The organism is Chryseobacterium sp. C3 (assembly GCF_014218905.1).
In the GTDB taxonomy this organism is placed as follows: Bacteria; Bacteroidota; Bacteroidia; order Flavobacteriales; family Weeksellaceae; genus Chryseobacterium; species Chryseobacterium mucoviscidosis.
In genome coordinates, this window is sequence record NZ_JACLCU010000002.1 from 707,570 (window position 1) to 729,290 (window position 21,721).

Genomic DNA, 21,721 nt, shown 5'->3' on the forward strand with positions numbered 1-21,721 from the left:
AGAATAATCAAAAATAAAATGAAAATAACCCAAATAGTAATTATCTCCATAATAAGCATCATTACAGTGAACACAGTCAGCGCACAGCAAAAACTCAACCCCGAAACAGAAAAGAAGATCGATGTTCTGATGTCTAAAATGACACTGGAAGAAAAAGTAGGGCAGATGAATCAGTACAACGGTTTCTGGGATGTTACGGGACCTGCTCCCGTCGGAGGAAATGCTGAAGAAAAATATGAAAATATAAAAAAAGGACTGGTAGGATCTATGCTTACCGTTCGCGGAGTAAAAGAAGTAAAAGCAGTTCAGAAGATCGCTGTGGAACAGACAAGACTCGGCATTCCGCTAATTATTGGTTTTGATGTTATTCACGGATACAAAACGATTTCGCCGATTCCTTTGGCAGAAGCGGCAAGCTGGGATCTCAAAGCCATCGAAAAATCTGCGGAAGTTGCTGCCTCAGAAGCTGCCGCATCCGGAATCAACTGGACATTCGGTCCTATGATGGATATTTCCAGAGATGCAAGATGGGGAAGAGTGATGGAAGGAGCCGGAGAAGACCCTTTTTTAGGAGGGAAAATTGCAGCAGTACGCGTAAAAGGTTTTCAGGGAGATAACACCTTCAGATCTCCGTTAAGAATTGCGGCCACCGCAAAACATTTTGCAGCGTACGGTTTTGTAGAAGCCGGACTGGAATATAATGCCGTGGAAATCGGAAACAATACTTTATTCAATCAGGTGTTGCCGCCTTTCAAATCCGCAGTAGACGCGGGAATAAGAAGTGTGATGAATTCATTCAATACCATCAATGGAACTCCTGCAACAGCCGACAGATATCTTCTGAGAGATGTGCTGAAAAACAAATGGAATTTTTCCGGTTTTGTGGTATCAGACTGGGCTTCTATCCGTGAGATGATTTCATGGGGATTCTCAAAAGACGAAAAAGCAGCAGCAAAATCTGCTGTAGAAGCAGGAACCGATATGGATATGGAAAGCGGAATTTATCTGCCGTACCTCATTGATCTGGTGAAACAGGGAAAAGTTAAAGAAAGCTTTGTAGATGATGCCGTAAGAAGAATTCTTCGCGTTAAATTTGAACTGGGACTCTTCGATGATCCTTATCGTTTTCTCGATGAAAAGCGCGAAAAGGAAACAGTTGGAAGCACGGCAAACCATGAAGCCGTTCTGGATATGGCAAAAAAATCCATTGTTCTTCTTAAAAACGAAAAAAATCTTCTTCCGCTTAAAAAATCAGGACAAAAAATCCTCCTTCTGGGTTCTTTGGCAGAAAGTAAAAATTCCCCTCTCGGAAGCTGGAGAATTGCAGCAGACAACAATACCGCAGTTTCTGTTCTGGAAGGTATGAAAGCCTACAAAGGCAATCAGCTTAATTTTGTGGAAGGACCAAAATTAACAACCTCCGAACCTACTTTCCTTACCGAAGTGAATTACAATACCACGGACAGAAAAGGGCTGGAAGAAGCAAAAAATGCTGCAAAAAATGCCGATGTTGTTGTGATGGTTTTAGGAGAACACGGATTTTCGTCCGGAGAGGCAAGAAGCCGAACAAACATAGATTTACCCGGACTTCAGGAAGAATTTTTAAAAGAAATTTTTAAAGTAAATCCCAATATCGTACTCGTTTTAAACAACGGAAGACCTTTAACCATCAATTGGGCTTCAGAAAATATACCTGCCATTGTAGAAGCGTGGCATTTGGGAACACAGGCAGGAAACGCTGTTTCGCAGGTTCTTTACGGAGATTACAATCCAAGTGGAAAATTGCCGATGACATTCCCGAGAAACGTAGGTCAGATTCCTGTTTATTACAACCATCTTAATACAGGAAGACCTTTTGATAAAGATAAAAATGTATTCTGGAGCCATTATTCTGATGTAGAAAAAACACCGCTTTATCCGTTCGGATTTGGGTTGAGTTACACAAAATTTGAATATTCCGATTTAAAAATCAATAAAAAGTTGTTTTCAAAAGGAGAAAACATTCAGGTAACTTTTACCCTTAAAAATACAGGGAAATACGATGGAAAGGAAGTGGCTCAGTTGTATCTTCAGGACGAATCTGCTTCCGTTGCAAGACCTGTAAAAGAACTAAAAGGCTTCCAGATTATAGAACTGAAATCTGGTGAAAGTAAAAAGATCACCTTTAATTTAACTGAAAAAGAACTCGGTTTCTATGATAATTCCGGAAACTTTATCGTAGAAGAAGGAGCCTTTAAAGTAATGGTAGGCGGAAACTCGGAGAGTTTGATTTCGGATGAATTTGGTCTGGAGTAAAAAAGTTTTGTAAAAAATGATTCCTTTTTTAAGCGTAAACTTATTTAAACTATTTCAGAATTAACCACAAAAGGCAAAAAAGACAATGTTAAAGCGAATTTCTATAGTGATCAAAGCGCTCAAAAGAATAAAAATCAAAGATTTTTAAAAACTATGGTAACCTTTTTCATTTATAGTGATCAGCTTTAAATAAAAAGTTTAAACAGTATAAAAAATCGAAGCTGGTGGATTCCGCTTCGGTTTTTTATTTTCATACAAAGAGGTCAGCAAAATATCTTTATCCTCAAAACCAAAAACGATTTACTTATATTTGCCCTGCAAAGCAAATTCAAATGTTCAGAAAAGTAACCCTTGTTTTTATCCTTGTCTTTTATGCGGCCTTTTGTCCGGCTCAGCAGTTTCGGCCATCAAAATCATCTGAGATTTACCGCGAACTGAAAACCCTTAAACACCTGCCAAAAGTGTTATACCTTGCCGCTCATCCCGATGATGAGAACACAGGATTACTTTCATGGCTGGTTAACGATCAAAATGTAGAAACAGCCTATTTGTCTTTAACCAGAGGCGATGGAGGGCAGAATTTATTGGGAACAGAACAGGGTGCTGCATTGGGATTAGTCAGAACGCATGAACTTTTAGAGGCTAGAAAATTAGACGGTGCTCAACAGTTTTTTACCCGCGCGATTGATTTCGGATTCTCTAAAAATACCACCGATACTTTTAAACAATGGAATGCAGACAGCATTACAGCAGATGTTGTTTGGGGAATCCGTACATTCCGTCCGGATGTCATTATTTGTCGTTTTCCGCCTACCGCTGCGGCAGGACACGGACAACACGCGGCTTCGGCTGTGGTTGCCGAAAAAGCCTTTAAACTGGCAGGTGATAAAACCGCTTTTCCGGATCAGCTAAAGTATGTCAATGTATGGCAGCCAAAACGTGTGTTGTGGAATACATTCCGGTTTGGTGCAGTCAATACGACCGCTGAAAATCAACTGAAAATTACCGTTGGACAATACGATGCGCAACTCGGAATGGGCTATGGTGAATTGGCAGGACTCAGTAGAAGTTTACATAAAAGTCAGGGTGCGGGAACACAGTCTGTAGCCGGAATAAAAACTGAATATTTTTCTCACGTTATCGGAGATCCTGCAAAATCGACAATTTTTGATGGAATTGTTAAAACATGGACTTCACAGGGAAATGCTGATATTGATCAAGCATTGGATCAGATTATTTCAAATTTTAATTTCAACAACCCGGATCTCAGCTTACCTGCTTTGCTTGCTTTACGAAAAAAGATTATGGTGCTGAAAGATGCAGAGCTGAAAAAAGATAAAATTAAATCTCTTGACCAGATTATTTTAAGCTGCGCCGGATTTATGGGGGAAGTAGTGACCAATCAGGCTGAAGCGGTTGCCGGAAATCACTATCAATTTAAATTAAATCTCATTTCAAGAGCTGTAAATCCCGTTGTTTTAGAAAATGTAAAATGGCTAAATCAATCTGAAAGTTTTAACAGAAACCTTTCAAAAGACTCTTTAATTACCATTCAGCATGATATTCAGATCCCATCAGATGCAGCACTTACGGAACCTTACTGGTTGGCAAAACCTGCCACGAACGCGGCAACTTTTTCAGTTCCGAATGATACGTTAATCGGTTTGCCGGAAGCAGAATCTCCACTGAATGTCTGGGTGGATTTAAAAATCGGCTCGGAAAAGTTTCAGGTTAAGCTTCCTTTATCGTTCAAAAAATTAGATCCCGTAAAAGGTGATGTGGTAGAACCTTTGCGCATTGTTCCTGCTCTGGAACTGAAATTTACACAACCTCTTTATTTAGCAAAAGAAAATGAAGATCTACATTTGAGCTTGAATGTTAAAGTTAATTCAGATAAATCGTTCAGCAATGGTAAAATTAATCTGATGTACAACGGAGAACAATTAGGCAGTACAGATGTAAATTCATTCAATGGAAAAGAAACAACCATCGATTATGTAATTCCCAAAAGTAAACTCAGCAAAATAAATGCATCTCGTTTACAATTGGATGCTAATTTTGTTGCAGATGGAGCTACTTACAATAAAAAGCAGGTATTAATTCAGTATCCGCATTTGCCTTCTTTACAGTATTTTGCACCTGCAACGGTAACCGTAATGAAAGGTGACATTCAGGCAAAGGTTAAAAAAGTAGGATATATAGAAGGTGCGGGAGATTTTATCCCTGAATTTTTGAGAATTGCGGGAATTCAGGTAGATGTTCTGAAAGACGAAGATTTTTACAGCGGAAACGGCAGCCAAAATAAACTTTCGCAGTATGATGCCATCATATTGGGGATTCGTGCCAACAACACAGAGAAAAAACTGGGTCGCTGGATGCCTTTTTTATGGTCTTATGTAAAAGCCGGAGGAAATCTGGTAATGCAGTACAACACCAGTCAGGATACAACCGTGGATCAATTGGGAATCTACAATTTTCGTATTGCCACAAGTAAACGTGTTACTGAAGAAAATGCAGAGGTTACATTTTTAAATCCGAATCATAAATTACTGAATTTTCCGAATAAAATTACTCAAAATGATTTCAAGGATTGGGTACAGGAACGTGGCGCGTATTTTCCGGATCAGTGGGATTCTGCTTATGAACCTCTTTTTGAAATGCACGATACCAGTGAAGAGCCTTTGCAGGGATCTACTTTATATGCCCCATACGGAAAGGGGAACTTTATTTATACGCCGTTGGCATTTTTCAGGCAGTTGCCTGCGGGAAATGTTGGGGCGGCACGTTTATTTTTAAACTTTTTATCTGCACAGAAAAACTGATGAACAAGCCACTTAAAAATTGGAATACATGGTACATTTTACTGGCACTCGCTTTGGTAGTGCAGATTGCTTTTTATTATTGGTTTACTAAATTCTGGGCATGAGTACGATAGATTGGACAGTTCTTATTTGTACACTGGTTGCAGTGGTTGTGTACGGCGTATTTATCGGGCGTGGACAGAAAAGCAACGAATCTTACCTGAAAGCAGACAATAAAATGCCATGGTACATTGTGCTGATTGGAATTATGGCGACTCAGGCAAGTGCCATTACATTTCTTTCGGCGCCGGGACAGGCGTATACAGACGGGATGCGTTTCGTGCAGTATTACTTTGGTTTGCCATTGGCGATGATTGTGATCTGTATTACTTTTATCCCGATTTTTCAGCGGTTAAATGTGTATACGGCTTACGAATATTTAGAAAACCGTTTTGATAAGAAAACAAGGGTACTCACTTCACTGCTTTTTCTTTTTTCGAGAGGTTTGTCTACAGGAATCAGCATTTATGCGCCGAGTATCATCTTATCCAGCGTTTTAAACTGGAATATTTACCTGACGAATATTTTAACAGGTGGAATTCTATTGATTTATACCTATGTTGGCGGAGCAAAAGCCATTGCGCACACCCAAAAACTACAGTTTCTCATTATTCTGGGAACCATGGCTTTTGCAGGGTATTTACTTATTGATAATATGCCGAATGGAATTGGTTTTAAAGATGCGCTTTATCTGGCGGGGAAATCCGGAAAGCTGAATGTCATTACCACAGAATTCGACTGGAAAGACAAATACAACATCTGGAGCGGATTAATTGGCGGTTTTTTTCTGGCATTGTCTTACTTCGGGACAGATCAGAGTCAGGTTGGGAGATATATTACGGCGAAAGACAATACGAATGCAAAAATGGGCTTGTTGCTGAACGGATTGGTTAAAATTCCGATGCAGTTTGCAATTCTTTTAATTGGCGCTTTGCTTTTTGCTTTCTTTTCTCTGAAACCGGCTCCGATTTATTTTAACGAACGTTCTTATCAGCATTTAAAGGAAATGAAACCCGAACAGGCAGCGGTTTTTGAAAAAGAACATCAGGATTTGCAGACAAAATTTAATGCAGAATCGAAGGAAATTTTGCAATTAAAACAAAACAATTCTTCACAGCTTGAAACAAAAATTCAGGATTTTAAAAATACGCAGTCTCAGGTAAAAGCACTTCACGGAAGGGTAGAAGAAGCCATCAATCAGTCAAACTTTAATGCAGAGAAAACGGATACGAATTATATTTTCCTGTATTTCGTGAAAAATACACTGCCTGTAGGAATGATCGGGTTGCTGTTTGCCGTTATTTTCCTTGCCAGTTGGGGTTCTATTTCGGCGGCGCTGAATTCCCTTGCTGCCTGTTCCTTGAAAGATGTTCATCTGATCTTTAAAAAAGAAATTCCGGATGACGAAACCGAACTGAAGTACAGCCGACTGCATACGTTAGCCTGGGGGATTTTCTCCATCGGCGTGGCGATGTTTGCCACACAGATGGGTTCTCTTATTGAAGCGGTGAATGTATTGGGTTCCCTTTTCTACGGACCGATACTGGGGATTTTCCTTGTTGCTTTTTACTTTAAAAAAATCAACGGGGCGAATGTATTTATTGCAGCTATTTTATCTGAAATTGCGGTGATTGCCGTTTATCAGTTCGATGTTGTTTCCTTTCTCTGGCTTAATGTAATCGGCGCAGCGGCGGTGATTGTATTTTCTGCAATCGGGTTAATGTTTTATAAACCGAAAGCAGTAAATTCGTAAACGGATAATAAGAGCGTATTTAAATGTATAATTTCTTAATGTTAAAATTTTATTTAGAGCGCCTTTTGGAAAACGCAAAGACGCAAGATTTTTATTCGTCTCAAATCTTTAAGGCGCAAGAAAATCGAAGATTTTCAATAAGGATTGATGCTTCATTTTATCGTAGATAAAATCTTTGCGCCTTAAGACAAGATTGTATTTAATATATTTTGCGCCTTTGCGATAATTATAGCTATTAAGTTGAAGCAATTTTAATCATAAAAATAAACAGACAAATAATAGTATTATGAAAACAATTTTTAAATCGGCTACCGTTCTTGTGGCTGCCATGACGCTTTCGGTAAACGCTTTTGCACAGGACACCAAAAAACCGGCAAGTCCTCCTGCAACAGCAACCGGAAAGATTAAGGATGCCAATATTACGATCGCTTACAGCAGTCCTTCTGTTAAAGGGCGCACCATTTGGGGAGGTTTGGAACCGTATGATCAGGTTTGGCGTGCGGGAGCCAATGAAGCCACCACTTTTGAAACGGATAAAGATATTACCGTTCAGGGTAAAAAACTTCCTGCCGGAAAGTACAGCTTTTTCTTAATTCCTAAAGAAAGCGGAACATGGACTGCCATCTTCAACAAGGAGGCAAAACAGTGGGGCGCCTACAAATACGAACAGGCAAAAGATGCTTTGCGTGTAGACGTAAAAACAAAAGCACTGCCTGCAAAACAGGAAACTCTGGTTTACAAAATAAATAAAAACGGATTCTCAATGGATTGGGATAAAATCTCGGTTCCTGTGGAGATAAAGTAAGTTTGAATTTGAAATAAAAAAATCCCGGTCAAACCGGGATTTTTTTATTTTCATTTTATTATTTATTTAAAAGCATAGAATGTTATCGCCATTTTATGCTTTTAGATAAAATATTTTTAGTTGTTACGATATATTTTAGTTTTTTATATATTTTTTTCTTAACAATTTAGAATTAAACTTCTAACTCATATCCATATTAATTATAAAATTGGTAACATAATAGTATTGTACATTGTATTTTTTTATATTTGTTAAAATAAAAAACTAATGATTATTCCTGATACATGGACTTCAAAAACATTTAAAAGAGCGGCACAAAGACATTATACTACCTGTTCCTACTTACTTGAAAAAATTGAAGATACACAAAAAGATAAGCAACCACAAGTAATTACAAACATATATTATCTTAGCGGTTATATCTTAGAATGTATATTTAAATATTATATTTTAGAGCAGAATCATTTTAGAGGAAAACTAACTATTGATGATTTGGAATCAATGAAATTAAAGACTCATAACATAAATGATTTATGGACGAGAATAGGTTATGGCTTTCCAAAAAAAGATTTTAAATGGTCAAATATTAGTAAGAAATGGGATGTAATAGTACGCTATGATTGTGACGTTATTGCTATCACTGAGCTCAAACAACATTTTGAAGATACTGTAAAACCCATTTATTTAAAAATACAAGAACAATATTAATTATGATATCAATTCTAAATAAATGTAATGAGATAAAATTATATTTGGAAAACTTATCCAATGAAAATTTTGATTTTAAGATTTACTTACGGACAAACGAGAATTTATATGTTTACATACTAATCAAGGATTTCATTGATGAGTTAGAAATTAAAAAAAAGATAACTGAAATTTTTTCTGATACTGAAGTCAATTTTCTCTCTCATGATTCTTTAGAAAATGATGAATTTTACAAAGATATATTTAGTCAGTCAGAGATAATTCATTTGGAAAATGGTCGAAGACGTTTCACTTCTTTGCTTAATAAAGAGGATCCAAATCTAGTGACAACCTGTCCTGTAATAACTTTCTACAGTTATAAAGGAGGTATGGGGAGATCTACTACATTAGCTTCTTTCGCTACTCATCTTGCAATAAATGAAGGCAAAAAAGTAGTTATTGTTGATTGTGATTTTGAAGCTCCGGGTTTTACTAACTTTTTTCTAACTAATCCTCGTGAGACGAATCAAAGGCAAGGATTTGTAGAGTATTTTTTTGATAAAGAGAATGGTTTTAGTGATAAAAATAAATTAGAAAATTATACATGGAAGGTTGATACACAATTTTCAGGAACAGGTTCTATACATATAATGCCAGCTGGTAATCTTAGTACAACAATAAATGATTTAGATTACTTTAAAAGTGATCTAAATCATTATATTGAGGGGCTTTCTCGAATTGATTTTACAAATGAAAAATACATCATTAACAAATTCAAGGATATTTTAGAAGACTTGAACGATTCTTTAAATCCAGATGTAATTCTTATTGATTCAAGAACAGGTTTTAGTGATATGTTAGGAATCGCGGCATTTAAATTATCTACAATGGTGTTAGGTTTTTTTAGAAATGATGCTCAATCATTACCGGGGCTCTATTTCTTTATAGAGAATTTAATTGAGAATGAAAAGTTGGAGCCATGCTTAATTAATTCTATACTACCAGAATCGTTAAGTTTGAAAAAGCAATTATTTAAATCTTTTGAAGATGATGTACAAAATATAATTGAAGAAATAGCTCCAGAGTCAGAATTAAGTTTTAGCTGCTTTCCAATATCAAGAAACCAAAATTTAGAATTGCTAGGCAGTACGTCAGAAAATGTTTTTGATTTTATTGATATTATAAAACAGAATGAGATTAAAGATTTCAAAGAATTATTTGAATATCTTAATTCTAGAATACCTCATAAAAGTATAATTAATAGTATTGATATTTTTAGTAACGATATAAATTATACTAAAAAAGATATAAATTCCGCTCATAGTTATGATGAAAATAAACCCATTAAAGCTAAAAATAAAGAAGAAATTGATAGATTAAGTGAACAAGAAAAACTGGGGTACATACAAGATGTGAAAGAAAAAATTTTACGTGAAACTTCTCGAAAAATAGATGCAACAAGTCTATATGCTGAAAACATGTCAATAGAGAAGCAATTTGAAAATCAACAATTTTTTTACAGAAATTGTATGAACGACATTTTTAATATTGACAAACCATTTATTTTAGGTAGTAAAGGCACTGGTAAATCATATATTTATAATGCACTACAAAGTAAACTCATCGTCAAGAAACTTCAATCAATTGCAAATATTGAAGATGACTTTTCATTTATTTACACTATTGATAAAAAAGATCGAATATTCAAAGTAAATCGTTTTAATCAGAATACTAACATAGGCTTTTACTATAGATTTTGGCTTATTTACACATGGCAAATAATTCTTAAAGAATTAAATGTTCTGGATTTAAGTTTTAAAAGCTCTGTTAAAAGCTTTGATATTCGAGATGATGAAACTACTTTAAAAATTTTAAGTGATAAAATAAATGACACAGATTATATTATTTTAATTGAAAAAGAATTTAATGAATTAGATAAATTTTTATTAGATAGTAAAGTTACGAGTAAAAAATTCTTGGTTATACTTTATGATCAATTAGACGAAATTGTTCATCCGTCCTTATGGAATGATTGGATACCGTCTCTTATCGATTTTTGGCGTAATAAAAAATATAGTAGAATATTTGGAAAAGTTTTTATACGAAGGGATTTATTTAATGGTCTGTATGGTCTTACTAATGTTAACGACATAGAAAATCAAGCTATAAATATCGAATGGTCTCAAGAAGAGATGTTTTCTTATTTTTTCAAAATTGTTTTTTCTAATGGTATGTCAGATTACTTTTGGGTAATGATGTACTTATATAATGATTATCATTACGAAATTATTAAAAAAAATAGACAGAAATATAATAAGCTTGAACAGACAGCATTAGAAGAGTATTTATTAAGACCACTGGCTACTACTTTTTTTGGTAAGGAAGTTGATACTGAGGGTAGTAGCAGGATGGGTGAAAGTTATGATTGGTTTTATAAAAATTTGAGAAATGGTGATGATACTATAAGTCTAAGACCATTTATTGATCTTTTAAAATTCTCAATAGATAAATGGAAAGAAAAAAAATATTATCAAGAAGAAGGCCTTAAGCCAATCTTGTTTCAAAAATATTATACTGACCGAGATGTAAGAAAGGAAGCAGTTGACCGTCATTTCAAAGATATAGTTCAAAATCAAATTGGTAATAAGCCAATCGAGTATTTATTTGAATATATAGACAATCATAAAGAATTTCAATTTATAACTATCAGAAAAGATAAATTTTATAGACTTTTCAAAGAAGTATTAGAAGAATATAAAGATAGAGAAGAAATGAAAGATATTAATCCAAAAAAATTGGAAGAACTTTTAATTACTAACGGGATAATTAAAAAAGAGAATTATGGAAGAGGTGATGAATATAGATTTCCCTTTTTATATAAATATAGGTTAGGTCTTAAAGGAAGATAATTTATAAATACAATTAATAAATCCTGACGAGAGTCAGGATTTATTAGCAAGTTTGATATATTTCTTCATATCAAAATCAAAAAGTTCTTGAATGGTCACATTAAGTTCCCTGCATATAATAAGCAAAGTATCATAGCGTGGATTCGTATTGCCTCGCTCTAATTCTCCGATTGTCTTTTTCGCATGACCAGTCCTTAAACCCAGTTCTTCCTGTGAAATAGGTTTATTGGTTTCGGGATTTATAATTTTCTTTCTTAATTCAGAAATTCTGTACCCGAGTGCTTTTTTACAGCTAATAAGATCAATTTCATTCATTAGCTGTAAAATTCTATGTTTGAAGTTAAAATTTAGGATACTTATAAGTATCCTTTTTGATTTTTTATTTATATTTGTAAAATCAATTTTGCAACAACGTAAAGCAAAAGAGCAACCCCAAAAAACAATAAAAACACAAAACTTTCTTCGTATGAAAAAGAACAGCATAGACTTTGAATCCCGCTTTTGGTGGGTCGGAAGAAACATTCTGCACTTTCGCTGATGGAAGTATCTTTCCAGTTTCATGATTGGGCAACCGCCAAAGAACGCCTAAATCTCATCATGCAATACGCCGCACAGCGCAAAATTCGGATTCCGGAAGATCCTTCCGTTGTCTTTTATTTTCACCAGTCGCTCCGGTCGTTTATTCGCGCAGCATATTCCCTTAGAAAAGATCGAGGAAAATGGCTGGTTCATGAACTTTCGGAACACAAAAATCCGATGTTGAAGGGTTCGTTGTCGGAAAAAGAATACCGCGATCCGACAAAAGTTTTCAAAAAAGCCTTTAAAAAATATCGTCTTGAGGAATTCGAAGAGTTTCTTTCGGAAATCGTGTATTTCTCGCTCGGAAAGTTCAACAATGCACCGGAGCGCAATATCGTAGATCCGTATTTGCACCTCATCAAAATACTTGATGCAGCATGGCTCATTCTGGAACGTAAAAACAACAGGGAAAAACTTCCGCATAAAGAGGAATCAATCGCTGAAGTTCAGCCATGATCCGAATTTGTTTTAACCTGAGTTCGGGATAAGTTATCTTAAACACACTATTAAAAAAAGAGACTCAAACAAGGATTCAGCTTTTAAGATATAGAAAGGCGAAAAATTTATAAAAGGAATATTTTATTAAATATCCGTTAAACAACCTATTACTGTGCACTGATATGAAAATCCATTATTTATAACAGGCACTTCGACAAGCTCAGTGTGACACCTCTAATACTAAACGCTTGATTTCTAGCGATGTCAAGCTGAGCCTGTCGAAGCTTTAGGTTAATAAACGGACAATCAAAAATATTTTTGTCTTTTTTAAATAAACGAAGTGCTTTTGTTTAGTTTACCAACTTTCAATAAGTAAAAAAATCTTTTGTTTTTTTGTGACAGATTAATATGATACTATAAATCAATTATTTAATTTATTTCTTATCCCGAACTGAGGTTGTTTTGATTAAAGATAGAAGGCAATTCGGTAATAAAATTTACAAAAAAACACTTCCATTATTGTATGAAAGTGTTAAATGTAATCAGGCTTTTAATTTTCTAAATTGTTTTCAGGTACAATTCCTGCAATTCCTCCGCCGAAAAAGCTTTTGAAGGAAGATGCTGTACCAGTTCGCCCTGCTTCATGATCCCGATATTGGTAGCAACACTTACCGCATTGAAAATATCGTGGGTTGCCATTAAAATGGTTCTGCCTTCGTTTCCTAACTGCCTTACAATTTCGGTAAATTCTGCGGTGGCAATCGGGTCCAGTCCGCTCGTAGGTTCGTCCAGAAGAAGAACTTTGGCGTTTTTGGCGAGTGCAATGGCAATTCCTACTTTCTGCCGCATTCCTTTCGAATAACCGCCCAAAGGTTTTTCGTGGGCAGTTTCCTGCAATCCGGTACGTTTCAGCAAAGCGGAAAGTTCATTTTTATCATAATTAAATCCGGCAATCTTCGAGAAAAAATCAAGGTTTTCAATTCCTGTAAGATTGGGATAAAGCAATACTGTTTCCGGGATGTAAGCCAGGTATTTTTTAATCTTTTCAGGATGGTCTTTTACGGATATATTATGGATAAAAGCATCTCCCGAAGTGGCTTTAATTAAACCTAAGAGGATATTAATGGTGGTGCTTTTCCCTGCGCCGTTCTGCCCGAGAAGAGCGAAGATTTCACCTTCCTGAATTTCGAGATCAAGAGATTTTAAAGCTGTAAAATCGTTGTATTTTTTATGGAGATTAATGGTTTTTAACATAGCTTTCTGAATTTGATGTGTGAAAGAATTAACAATAAAGATATAATAATAAAATAGGGAAGAAATACACCTGCAAGATTTATTTTCCCTTCATCTGTATAGGTTTTTACGGTTTGCTTCGTCCAGTCGATGGTGTTTCCGTTTACCTTTTTAAAGATGGACGGATAGAAATACAGCCTCTGTTTTTCGTGAAATTTTTTCAGACCTTCGGCGTAATTCAGTTGGTTTTCCATTCCTGTTTTTGCAACTTCGCTTTGTACAAGCTGCGTCTGGATATTGGGTAAAAGATAGCCCAAATAAACTGCTGCCTTGTTTCTGTAAAGCTTTTTTTCCTGATATTGTCTGGAAGATTTTTCAGATTCCACATCTGCCATATGCTGCATTGCGTAATACCAAGTGTAGGAAAAGCTGCTGTTTTCGGCAACGGTATATTGCCTGAACTGCGGATAGATATTGTGGAATTTCTGCATCGTAGGAATTTTTGCTTCGTCCCATTTATTATGATAGCCTTCACGCTGTTCAATTTGCGCCTGCAAACCTTCTTTTACCGGAATAAGTTTCTGAATCAGCATATTTCCTGTCATCGGAACAATAAAATTCATTCCCATCCAGAAAATTACCAAAGCCAAAGCATTCCACGAAGACGATTTCTGGTAGCCGATGATCCATCTGCAAAGTGCAAACCAGAAAGTCAGATAGAGTAAACCCGCTAAAGTGAAAATAATAAAAGCTGAATCTACCGGAATATGAATATAGACCACAGCAACAATCAACAATAAAAAGTAAACCGAACTTACCGCCATTAGACGGATTAATAATTTAGCATCAATAAGTTTTCTCAGATTTTGACTTTGTACCGAAAGCAGTTTCCAGGTTCCTTTTTCCTGATCTTCGGAAATAAGATTGTAGCAGAACGCAATAATGACCAGCGGAAAAAGAAAAACCAGAACAAAAGAAAAATCGAAATTTCCCACTGCCGCATTGGCGGGATTAAAAAAATCTGAGTTGTTTTTTTGCTCCTCCAGATTTCTTATCGTGACCCCCTGAATAGAAGGGTTTAAATCTCTTAAGCCAATATTTAAAGCAGCTAATTTGGGCATTTCATTCACCAGATTAAACTTTACGTAGTACAGCAAAAGACCGATATCGTCGCTGTGTAATGCCACATTTTTATCAATGCTGTTTTTTTGATATGCTGCACTTTTTGCGATAATATCTTCATTCCTGTCGAGAAATTTTTTACCGGTGTACAAAGAACTCAAACCTGCAAAAAGCAGAATCAATAAAGAAATAAGGTAGGCTTTGTTTCGGTAAAACTGTTTATATAAATAATGATTCATTAGATTAATTTTAAATTTTTAGCACTTAGCTCAATCATTAAAACACAGGCTAAAAGCCAGAAAATAATCGCTGTAAGAGAAAGAAACTGATGGCTTAAACTTTCTTTCAGTGAGGTAAATTCATACTGAAAATCGGGGAATTTCTGCCAGTTTTCGTGTCCTACAGCGGCTGGTTTTTCGCCTTCCTTCGGTTTGATGTTACTGATGTGTTCAATCTGAAGATCATTCATCTGCTGTGCAAGTTTGTAACGATAGCTTTCTGCCTGATTCTGAAATTGCCGGTACGCAAAATAATCTGTTCCGGAAGTCGTCATAGAAAGGTTTTTAATTGCCATTACAGGATTGATGAAACCAAAAATCTCATTCAGTTTCTGCTGCTGCTGATATTGGTTCTGAAGTTTTTTCAAATGGTCAACATAAAGTTTTGCGCTTATTCTTTCACCTTCTTTCATCACAATTCCACCGTAATTAACAGGAAGTTCGTCGGTGGTTTTTACATTGTATTTTGCTAATAAAGAATCTTTAATATGTTTAAAATGCGGGTCGTCGGGATTATGACTGTCGCCGATTTTCAAAACATCTTCTTCCACCTGAGTCTCAAACGCAATTCTGGATGGGGTAGGATAAAGATTCTGTGCTGCAAACTGAATTCCTTTCGGCAGGAAAATTACCAGAACGAGCCAGGAACCGATTAAACTGATTAAAGCTGATGAAGAAGCTTTGCTTTGGGCAGAAATTAAAACAGTTAACGTACTGAAAAAGAAATAATAGATCATGTACGCCGGAAAAATTACCCCTGTTCTTGATAAAATATCTGAAAAATCAGAATCTTCAGTCCAGATTCCCATCAGTAAAACCACAGGAATCACCGGAATTAAAAATACCAGAGAAAACTGCCAAAGCCCGAGAATCTTTCCCCATAAAATAGCTTTTGGAGAAGCCCCCTGAACAGTCAGGATTTTCAGTGTGGCATCCTCTCTTTCACGAACAATGAGCCCGAAACCGAGAAATAATATAATTAAAGGAACTATTGCCTGAAGAATAAATGCCGAACTGAAAGCTCCGAAACGGACAAGTATTCCCGAACTTCCGGCTTCAGAAAGATTGGCGGTATTCTGTTTGTGTGCTTCAAGGAAAATAACATTTCCCAGATAGTCATCCAGACCATTATCAAAAATGCTCAGCGGATGCCCGATCCTGAAAACCAGATAGCCGTAATGTGCCATTCTGTGAGGATGTTTATCGGGTCTGTGTTCCCAGTTTTCACGTGTTTCTTTGCGGTATTCTTTTACTTTAGAATAGTTTTCGCCATATTTTGTAAATCCTATTCCTATGCTTAGAAAACAAAACAGGAGAACGGTAACCACAATGAGCAGGTTTTGTCTGCTTTTAAATAAATCCTGTCTGGTTTTTCTTACTATTAATTTCAGGTGTGAAAAAGCCATTGTTTAAATTTTAAAAGTTGCTGTAAATAGATAATTTCTTGGAGCTCCGGGAAAAAGTCTCAGGTAATTCTGAACTCCTACCCAATAAGTTGTATTGGTAATATTGTTAACATTAAGTGCCAGTTGAAGTCTGGTTTGCGGTACAGAATAATACAGTGCAACATCCAGTGTGGTATAAGCCGGAAGTTCAAAACTTCTTGTGAACCACGGTATTTTTTTACTTTGATAAAGCATTCCTGCGCCAATTCCGAAGTCTTTTAAAGCCTGAATATTCGTGAAATTGTATCTCGTCCAGAGATTGACAGAATTTTTCGACGTATTTTCTTTAGCCAGACCAATAAGAGCAGGATTGGAGTCATCTTTAACTTTAGCATCAATATAGCTGTAACCTGCATAAATGTGCCATTGCGGAAGAAGATATCCTGTAAATTCAGCTTCAAAACCACGGCTTCTGTCTGCGCCGCGCTGTATCAGTTGGTCGGGTTCTGCGGGATTATTTGCGTTCACCAGAATATTTTTCTGATTGATTTCGTACACTGAAAAATGGGCATCAATCTTTTTGAAAAGTTTTGTTTTTACTCCAAATTCTTTTAAATCCGACAATAAAGGCTTGTATAATGAAGCAGAAACTGCACCGGTGAAATTTGCCGTTTGCGGCATCAGTGAGATCGTGTTAGATTGCGGCTGATAACCCGTAAGATAGGTTCCGTAGATATTGGTATTCTTAGTGATGCTGTAGGTAAGACCCACTCTGTAAAGCATTTTCTGATTTCTGAATGAGCTTTCTTCCTGTTTTTTGTAATTGGTAATATCCTGAAACCATTCCTGCCTTAATCCGGCTAAAAGCTTCAGCTTTTTCCATGTTACCAAATGTTGAATGTACGCCGCGTGAGTGGTCGTTAAAGCCGTGGATAAAGGATTGATGATATTTAAAACTGCGTAATCTTTCCCCTGATGATTTACCGCTCCGGGCGTAAGGTCAAAAGGGTTTACGTTCGGTTTCGGAAGGGTAATTCCGTTGTAAATTATCGTTTCATACAACGCGGCATTAGCTGCATTATACGATGAAGCAACAGTTCCGTCTTTCAGCAGAAAACCTCTTGCCGCATCCTGCTTTCCACCACTTTTTTTCTCCCAGATGTGGCTGTCGTATCCCACAAGAGTCTGATGTTCAAATGCTCCGGTTTTATATGTAAAATTGAAATAAGCATTGATATTATCCACAGACCAGTGCTGGATTCTTTCAAGATACTGCATCATTGCCAGACTGGAAATCGGCTTATTGTTAATGTCGGGAACAAAAGAATTGGTTGTCCTTGTTTCGTGGGTGTCTTCATCCCAACGTTGTTTCATATACGAAGCATTGAAACTGATGCTTTTATTGAAGTGATGAGATAAGCTTCCCATTAAAGTTAGGTCTTTGGTTTTGAAATAATCTCCCGGTGCGCCTAAATTTAGACTAATTGGTGTACTGTTCAGATTTGTTTTTCCTGCAACAGCTCCGAAAATAGGCTGTCCGCGGTCGAGATTACCGTTCATTTCGCTGTAGATCATCTCTACATTTACAGACGTTTTATCATTCGGAACAAAGGAAATTGAAGGCGCGATTAAAAGTCCGTTGTTCTTCACATTGTCACGAAAAGATCTGGCATTCTGGTGCGCTCCGTTGAAGCGGTACAAGAGTGTTCTGCTTTTATTCAAAGGACCTGTAAGATCCGCGGAAAGACGATAGGTATCAAAGCTTCCGCCGGAGAGGCTCATTTCATAGCGAGGGCTGGTTAATGGTTTTTTGGTTACCATATTAATCGTTCCACCCGGATCTACACTCGACATCGTGATGCTTGCCGGACCTTTAAAAACTTCTACACGCTCAATATGCGGCGTCATGGGCTGAAGAAAATAGTATTGCCTGGTTCTCATACCATTAATGATCTGCCCTTCTTCATTCTGGCTGATTCCGCGGATGCTGTACTGATTATAAAAACTTGCATTGGAAACACCTGCTACATTTTTAAGGACATCGCCCAGTCTGAAGGCTTGTCTGTCGCTGATGAGCTCTTTGGTAACGGTATTGAGTGTAAGAGGAAGATCTTTATTTTTCATTGCGATCTTTGTGGCTGCAAATGAATAATCTGAAGTGTAAGCTTTTGATTTTCTTCCTACAATCTCTACGGTTTGAATGGTTGTTGAGACCGTATCTCCTTTTGCTTTCTGTGCATGAACTGCAATTGATGATAAAAAGAAGCTGAAGGTTGCCCAATGAAAAGGCTTACAGGAAATACAATGTATTATTCCGGTTTGATGAGAATTGAATGACATAAAAATTAGTAAAGTAGTATTAAAAAATACCTAGTTAGAATAAGAATATTCAGGATCTTGTTAAACCCAAATATTCGCAAAAAGGCGTTACAGACTTAAAAAAATCTGTAGGTAAAGAATTTTAACTTTAAAGAAAGCTAAAGTTATGAAAAACAGGGTGGAGCTCTCGATGAAAAATAATCGAGCAGACAGCGATAGGTTTTCGACTTCGATTGTGGAATTTCTCTTTTATTCGTCTGGTAAACTGAAAAATCCAGCGAGGTTAAATCTGGCAGTAAGCTATGATTCATCTGAAAATGAAGTGCACACTGGCAATGATCTTCCTTAGAAATTTTTGCCTGCTGATTGTCTTTTGAATTTTTAATATCAAAAGTTTTGCTACTCTGGTGTTGCGAGTGATCTATGCAAATACTAATGCCGCTCACGTTATAAATAAACATGAGTAACACTGAAACAAGAAAAAAAGTGTTTAACGTTTTTTGCATTAGAAGGAACAAAATTAATGATAAAAATTGACAATGCTACCTTTGTAGACAAAAAGTACTGTAATTTAACCTGTGTTAGAAATAAAAATTGATTTTCAGTATTCTTACATCGTTTTAGTGCATGAAAATCTTTTATGTATGAAATTTTTAGAATAAGAATAAGAAACTTTGCTGAGTTTTATCTGTGTAGAGATCATGTTTGGAAAGTTTGCTGTCTTTGGAAGTCTATCTTAATTATTTACAAATCTCTCAAACAAAAATCCCAACTCTCGTCAGGATTTTCATTTATTTATATTTCCAAAAAATTCTTCTAAAGTAATCTCTTTTTTTCGGCAAATTCTGATCAAAGTTTTTAAGGACATATTATAATCAGTCTTTGATGTTCCTAACGCAATATTTTTAATTCTTCTTATGGTACTTTCTTCTACGCCGCATTTTGACGCAAAATCTCTTTGCGATTCCGCTTTTGAAATCCAATTAGTGTAAATGTATTTGCAAATAGAAATGATTACGTCTTTTTCATCGTCCATGTTAACAAATTAAAAGAAAGAGAAAAAAAACAGTGCGGTTTTCTGTGCGCAATAATGAAATATTATTACATTTGTAAAATAAGTTATATAAGCAACTCCAAAAAGCAATAAAAACACAAAACTTTCTTCGTATGAAAAAGAAAAGCATAGACTTTGAATCCCGCTTTTGGTGCGGTCGGAAGAAACATTCCGCACTTCCGCTCATGGAAGTATTTTTCCAGTTTCATGATTTAGTAACCGCCAAAAAACATTTAAATCTCATCATGCAATACGCCGCACAGCGCAAAACACGGATTCAGGAAGATCCTTCCGTTATCTTTTATTTTCACCAGTCGCTCCGGTCGTTTATTCGCGCAGCATATTCCCTTAGAAAAGATCGAGGAAAATGGCTGGTTCATGAACTTTCGGAACATAAAAACCCGATGTTGCAGGGTTCATTGTCGGAAAAAGAATATTGCGATCCGGCAAAAGTTTTCAGGAAAGCCTTTAAAAAATACCGTCTTGTGGAATTCGAAGAGTTTCTTTCGGAAGTCGTGTATTTCTCGCTCGGAACCTTCAATAATGTACCGGAGCGCAATATCGTAGATCCGTATTTTTACCTCATCAAAACACTCGATGCAGCATGGCTCATTCTGGAACGTGAAAACAACAGGGAAAAACTTCCGCATGAGGAGGAGTCAATTGCTGAACTTCAGTCATGACAATATTTCATTCCAATTAAACGCGATCAGAAAATTATACCTTTATGGTTTAATTTAAAGAAAAGAGTTAGAGAGTCAAGTAAGATAAGCGGGAATAAAAAACCGGCAAGAAGTAAACTTCTAATGCCGGTTTTGTGAGCTCGACAGGATTCAAACCTGTAACCTTCTGAGCCGTAATCAGATGCGCTATTCAGTTGCGCCACGAGCCCGTTGTTTCCTTATCGTTTAAAGGTTTGCAAATATAGCACTTTTTTCTTTTCTTTGAAAGATGAAACCGAGAATTTTACTATTAATCGCGTTTTTCGCGCTAACCTCTTGTAAAAGAGAGACAAAAAATTCACCTTCGGAAGCTGTTTCAGTTTCAAATTTGGTGCAGTACAAAGAAGAGAATGGAGGAATACACATCAAATCCGGAAATTTCACCTATGATTTCAAGAAAAATCAGATTCCGTTTAAAAAAATTATCCTGCTGAATGCAAGTATGGCGGGTTATATTTCAGAGCTGAATGCAGAAAATTTCATTATCGGCGTATCAAATCCGGAATATATTTATTCAGAAAAAATTCAGAATTTAATTAAACAGGGAAAAATTCAGAATTTGGGAAGCGAGCAGAAATATGACGTGGAAAAAATTATTTCCCTGAAACCAGATGCTATTTTTACCAATCATATCGCAAGTTTTGACAATACGTACCAATTGCTGAAAAACAACGGAATTCAGGTCATTTTTCTGGATGAATATCTGGAGCAGAAACCTCTGGAAAAAACAGCCTATATCAAGCTTTTCGGAAAACTTTTCGGAAAAGAAAAAGAAGCAGATGCAAAATTTGATGAAGTTGAAAAAAATTACAGTGATCTGAAAAAACTGGCGCTTACCGCAAAAGAAAAGCCAACTGTTTTGGCGAACGAAATGTATGGAGATGTTTGGTATCTTCCGGGAGGAAAAACTTCTGCCGCCAATTTTATTTCCGATGCCAATGCAGAATATATTCTTAAATACAATACAGATCAGAAAGCCGTAACCATGAGCTTTGAAGAAGTATTTGCAAAATCAGGCAAAGTACAATACTGGATTAATGCAGGAAATCATATCTCCAAAAAAGAAATGTTAGGCATGAATCCTTTTTACAGCAAACTTGAGGTATTCAATAAAGGAAAAATCTATGTAATTACGGGCAAGGAAAAAGGGCAGGCAAACGATTTCTTTGAAAGCGGCGTGGTACGTGCAGATTTGGTATTAAAAGATTATATTAAAATTTTTCATCCGGAACTTTTACCCGATTATCAGCTTACTTATATGAAAGAATTGCGATAACTCGG

General features: G+C 36.1%; 15 protein-coding genes and 1 tRNA gene. 9 read left to right on the forward strand and 7 right to left on the reverse strand.

Annotation, left to right across the window (positions count from 1 at the left end):
• The first annotated feature begins 18 nt into the window (after positions 1-18).
• The 6 genes from bglX to H6W53_RS07000 all read left to right on the forward strand — a co-directional run bounded on the left by bglX (position 19) and on the right by H6W53_RS07000 (position 11,310).
• Positions 19-2,295 carry a beta-glucosidase BglX gene (gene bglX, locus H6W53_RS06975; RefSeq protein ID WP_185205498.1) on the forward strand — a complete coding sequence of 759 codons (2,277 nt, stop codon included), beginning with the start codon at positions 19-21 and terminating at the stop codon, positions 2,293-2,295.
• Positions 2,296-2,627: 332 nt separating this feature from the next.
• Positions 2,628-5,117 carry a PIG-L family deacetylase gene (locus H6W53_RS06980; protein ID WP_185205500.1) on the forward strand — a complete coding sequence of 830 codons (2,490 nt, stop codon included), beginning with the start codon at positions 2,628-2,630 and terminating at the stop codon, positions 5,115-5,117.
• A 100-nt stretch (positions 5,118-5,217) separates the two neighbouring features.
• Positions 5,218-6,909 carry a sodium:solute symporter family transporter gene (locus H6W53_RS06985; protein WP_185205502.1) on the forward strand — a complete coding sequence of 564 codons (1,692 nt, stop codon included), beginning with the start codon at positions 5,218-5,220 and terminating at the stop codon, positions 6,907-6,909.
• A gap of 286 nt (positions 6,910-7,195) precedes the next feature.
• The gene (locus H6W53_RS06990) at positions 7,196-7,714 is read left to right on the forward strand and encodes a DUF2911 domain-containing protein (protein WP_076396204.1); all 519 of its coding nucleotides are present in this window, start codon (positions 7,196-7,198) and stop codon (positions 7,712-7,714) included.
• A 267-nt stretch (positions 7,715-7,981) separates the two neighbouring features.
• A complete protein-coding gene (locus H6W53_RS06995; protein WP_185205504.1) occupies positions 7,982-8,422 on the forward strand; it encodes a hypothetical protein in 441 nt (146 codons plus the stop codon).
• A 44-nt stretch (positions 8,423-8,466) separates the two neighbouring features.
• The gene (locus H6W53_RS07000; protein ID WP_185205507.1) at positions 8,467-11,310 is read left to right on the forward strand and encodes a KGGVGR-motif variant AAA ATPase; all 2,844 of its coding nucleotides are present in this window, start codon (positions 8,467-8,469) and stop codon (positions 11,308-11,310) included.
• Positions 11,311-11,343: 33 nt separating this feature from the next.
• Here H6W53_RS07000 and H6W53_RS07005 read toward each other — a convergent pair whose 3' ends face one another.
• On the reverse strand, positions 11,344-11,625 hold the full coding sequence (locus H6W53_RS07005; RefSeq protein WP_185205509.1) for a helix-turn-helix domain-containing protein: 282 nt from the start codon (positions 11,623-11,625) through the stop codon (positions 11,344-11,346).
• Positions 11,626-11,847: 222 nt separating this feature from the next.
• Between H6W53_RS07005 and H6W53_RS07010 the strand changes: the two genes are divergently transcribed.
• Entirely contained in the window at positions 11,848-12,345 is a 498-nt protein-coding gene (locus H6W53_RS07010; RefSeq protein ID WP_185205511.1) for a hypothetical protein, read from the forward strand.
• 540 nt (positions 12,346-12,885) lie between these two features.
• Here H6W53_RS07010 and H6W53_RS07015 read toward each other — a convergent pair.
• The 5 genes from H6W53_RS07015 to H6W53_RS07035 all read right to left on the reverse strand — a co-directional run bounded on the left by H6W53_RS07015 (position 12,886) and on the right by H6W53_RS07035 (position 19,700).
• Entirely contained in the window at positions 12,886-13,581 is a 696-nt protein-coding gene (locus H6W53_RS07015) for an ABC transporter ATP-binding protein (RefSeq protein ID WP_185205514.1), read from the reverse strand.
• The gene (locus H6W53_RS07020) at positions 13,575-14,921 is read right to left on the reverse strand and encodes a DUF3526 domain-containing protein (protein WP_185205516.1); all 1,347 of its coding nucleotides are present in this window, start codon (positions 14,919-14,921) and stop codon (positions 13,575-13,577) included. The genes H6W53_RS07015 and H6W53_RS07020 overlap by 7 nt, the downstream gene beginning before the upstream one ends.
• Entirely contained in the window at positions 14,921-16,366 is a 1,446-nt protein-coding gene (locus tag H6W53_RS07025; RefSeq protein ID WP_185205518.1) for an ABC transporter permease, read from the reverse strand. Before H6W53_RS07025 ends, H6W53_RS07020 begins: the two co-directional genes overlap by 1 nt.
• Before the next feature lie 3 nt (positions 16,367-16,369).
• A complete protein-coding gene (locus tag H6W53_RS07030; RefSeq protein ID WP_185205520.1) occupies positions 16,370-18,685 on the reverse strand; it encodes a TonB-dependent siderophore receptor in 2,316 nt (771 codons plus the stop codon).
• A 766-nt stretch (positions 18,686-19,451) separates the two neighbouring features.
• Positions 19,452-19,700: a helix-turn-helix transcriptional regulator gene (locus H6W53_RS07035; protein WP_076394177.1), complete on the reverse strand. Its 249-nt coding sequence runs from the start codon at positions 19,698-19,700 to the stop codon at positions 19,452-19,454.
• Positions 19,701-19,831: 131 nt separating this feature from the next.
• On the opposite strand from H6W53_RS07035, the gene H6W53_RS07040 reads away from it, so the two are divergent.
• Entirely contained in the window at positions 19,832-20,401 is a 570-nt protein-coding gene (locus H6W53_RS07040; protein ID WP_185205522.1) for a hypothetical protein, read from the forward strand.
• A gap of 135 nt (positions 20,402-20,536) precedes the next feature.
• On the opposite strand, the gene H6W53_RS07045 is transcribed toward H6W53_RS07040, so the two are convergent.
• A tRNA-Arg gene (locus tag H6W53_RS07045) sits at positions 20,537-20,610 on the reverse strand.
• 59 nt (positions 20,611-20,669) lie between these two features.
• Here H6W53_RS07045 and H6W53_RS07050 point away from each other — a divergent pair.
• Positions 20,670-21,716: an ABC transporter substrate-binding protein gene (locus tag H6W53_RS07050; RefSeq protein WP_185205524.1), complete on the forward strand. Its 1,047-nt coding sequence runs from the start codon at positions 20,670-20,672 to the stop codon at positions 21,714-21,716.
• Positions 21,717-21,721: the final 5 nt, after the last annotated feature.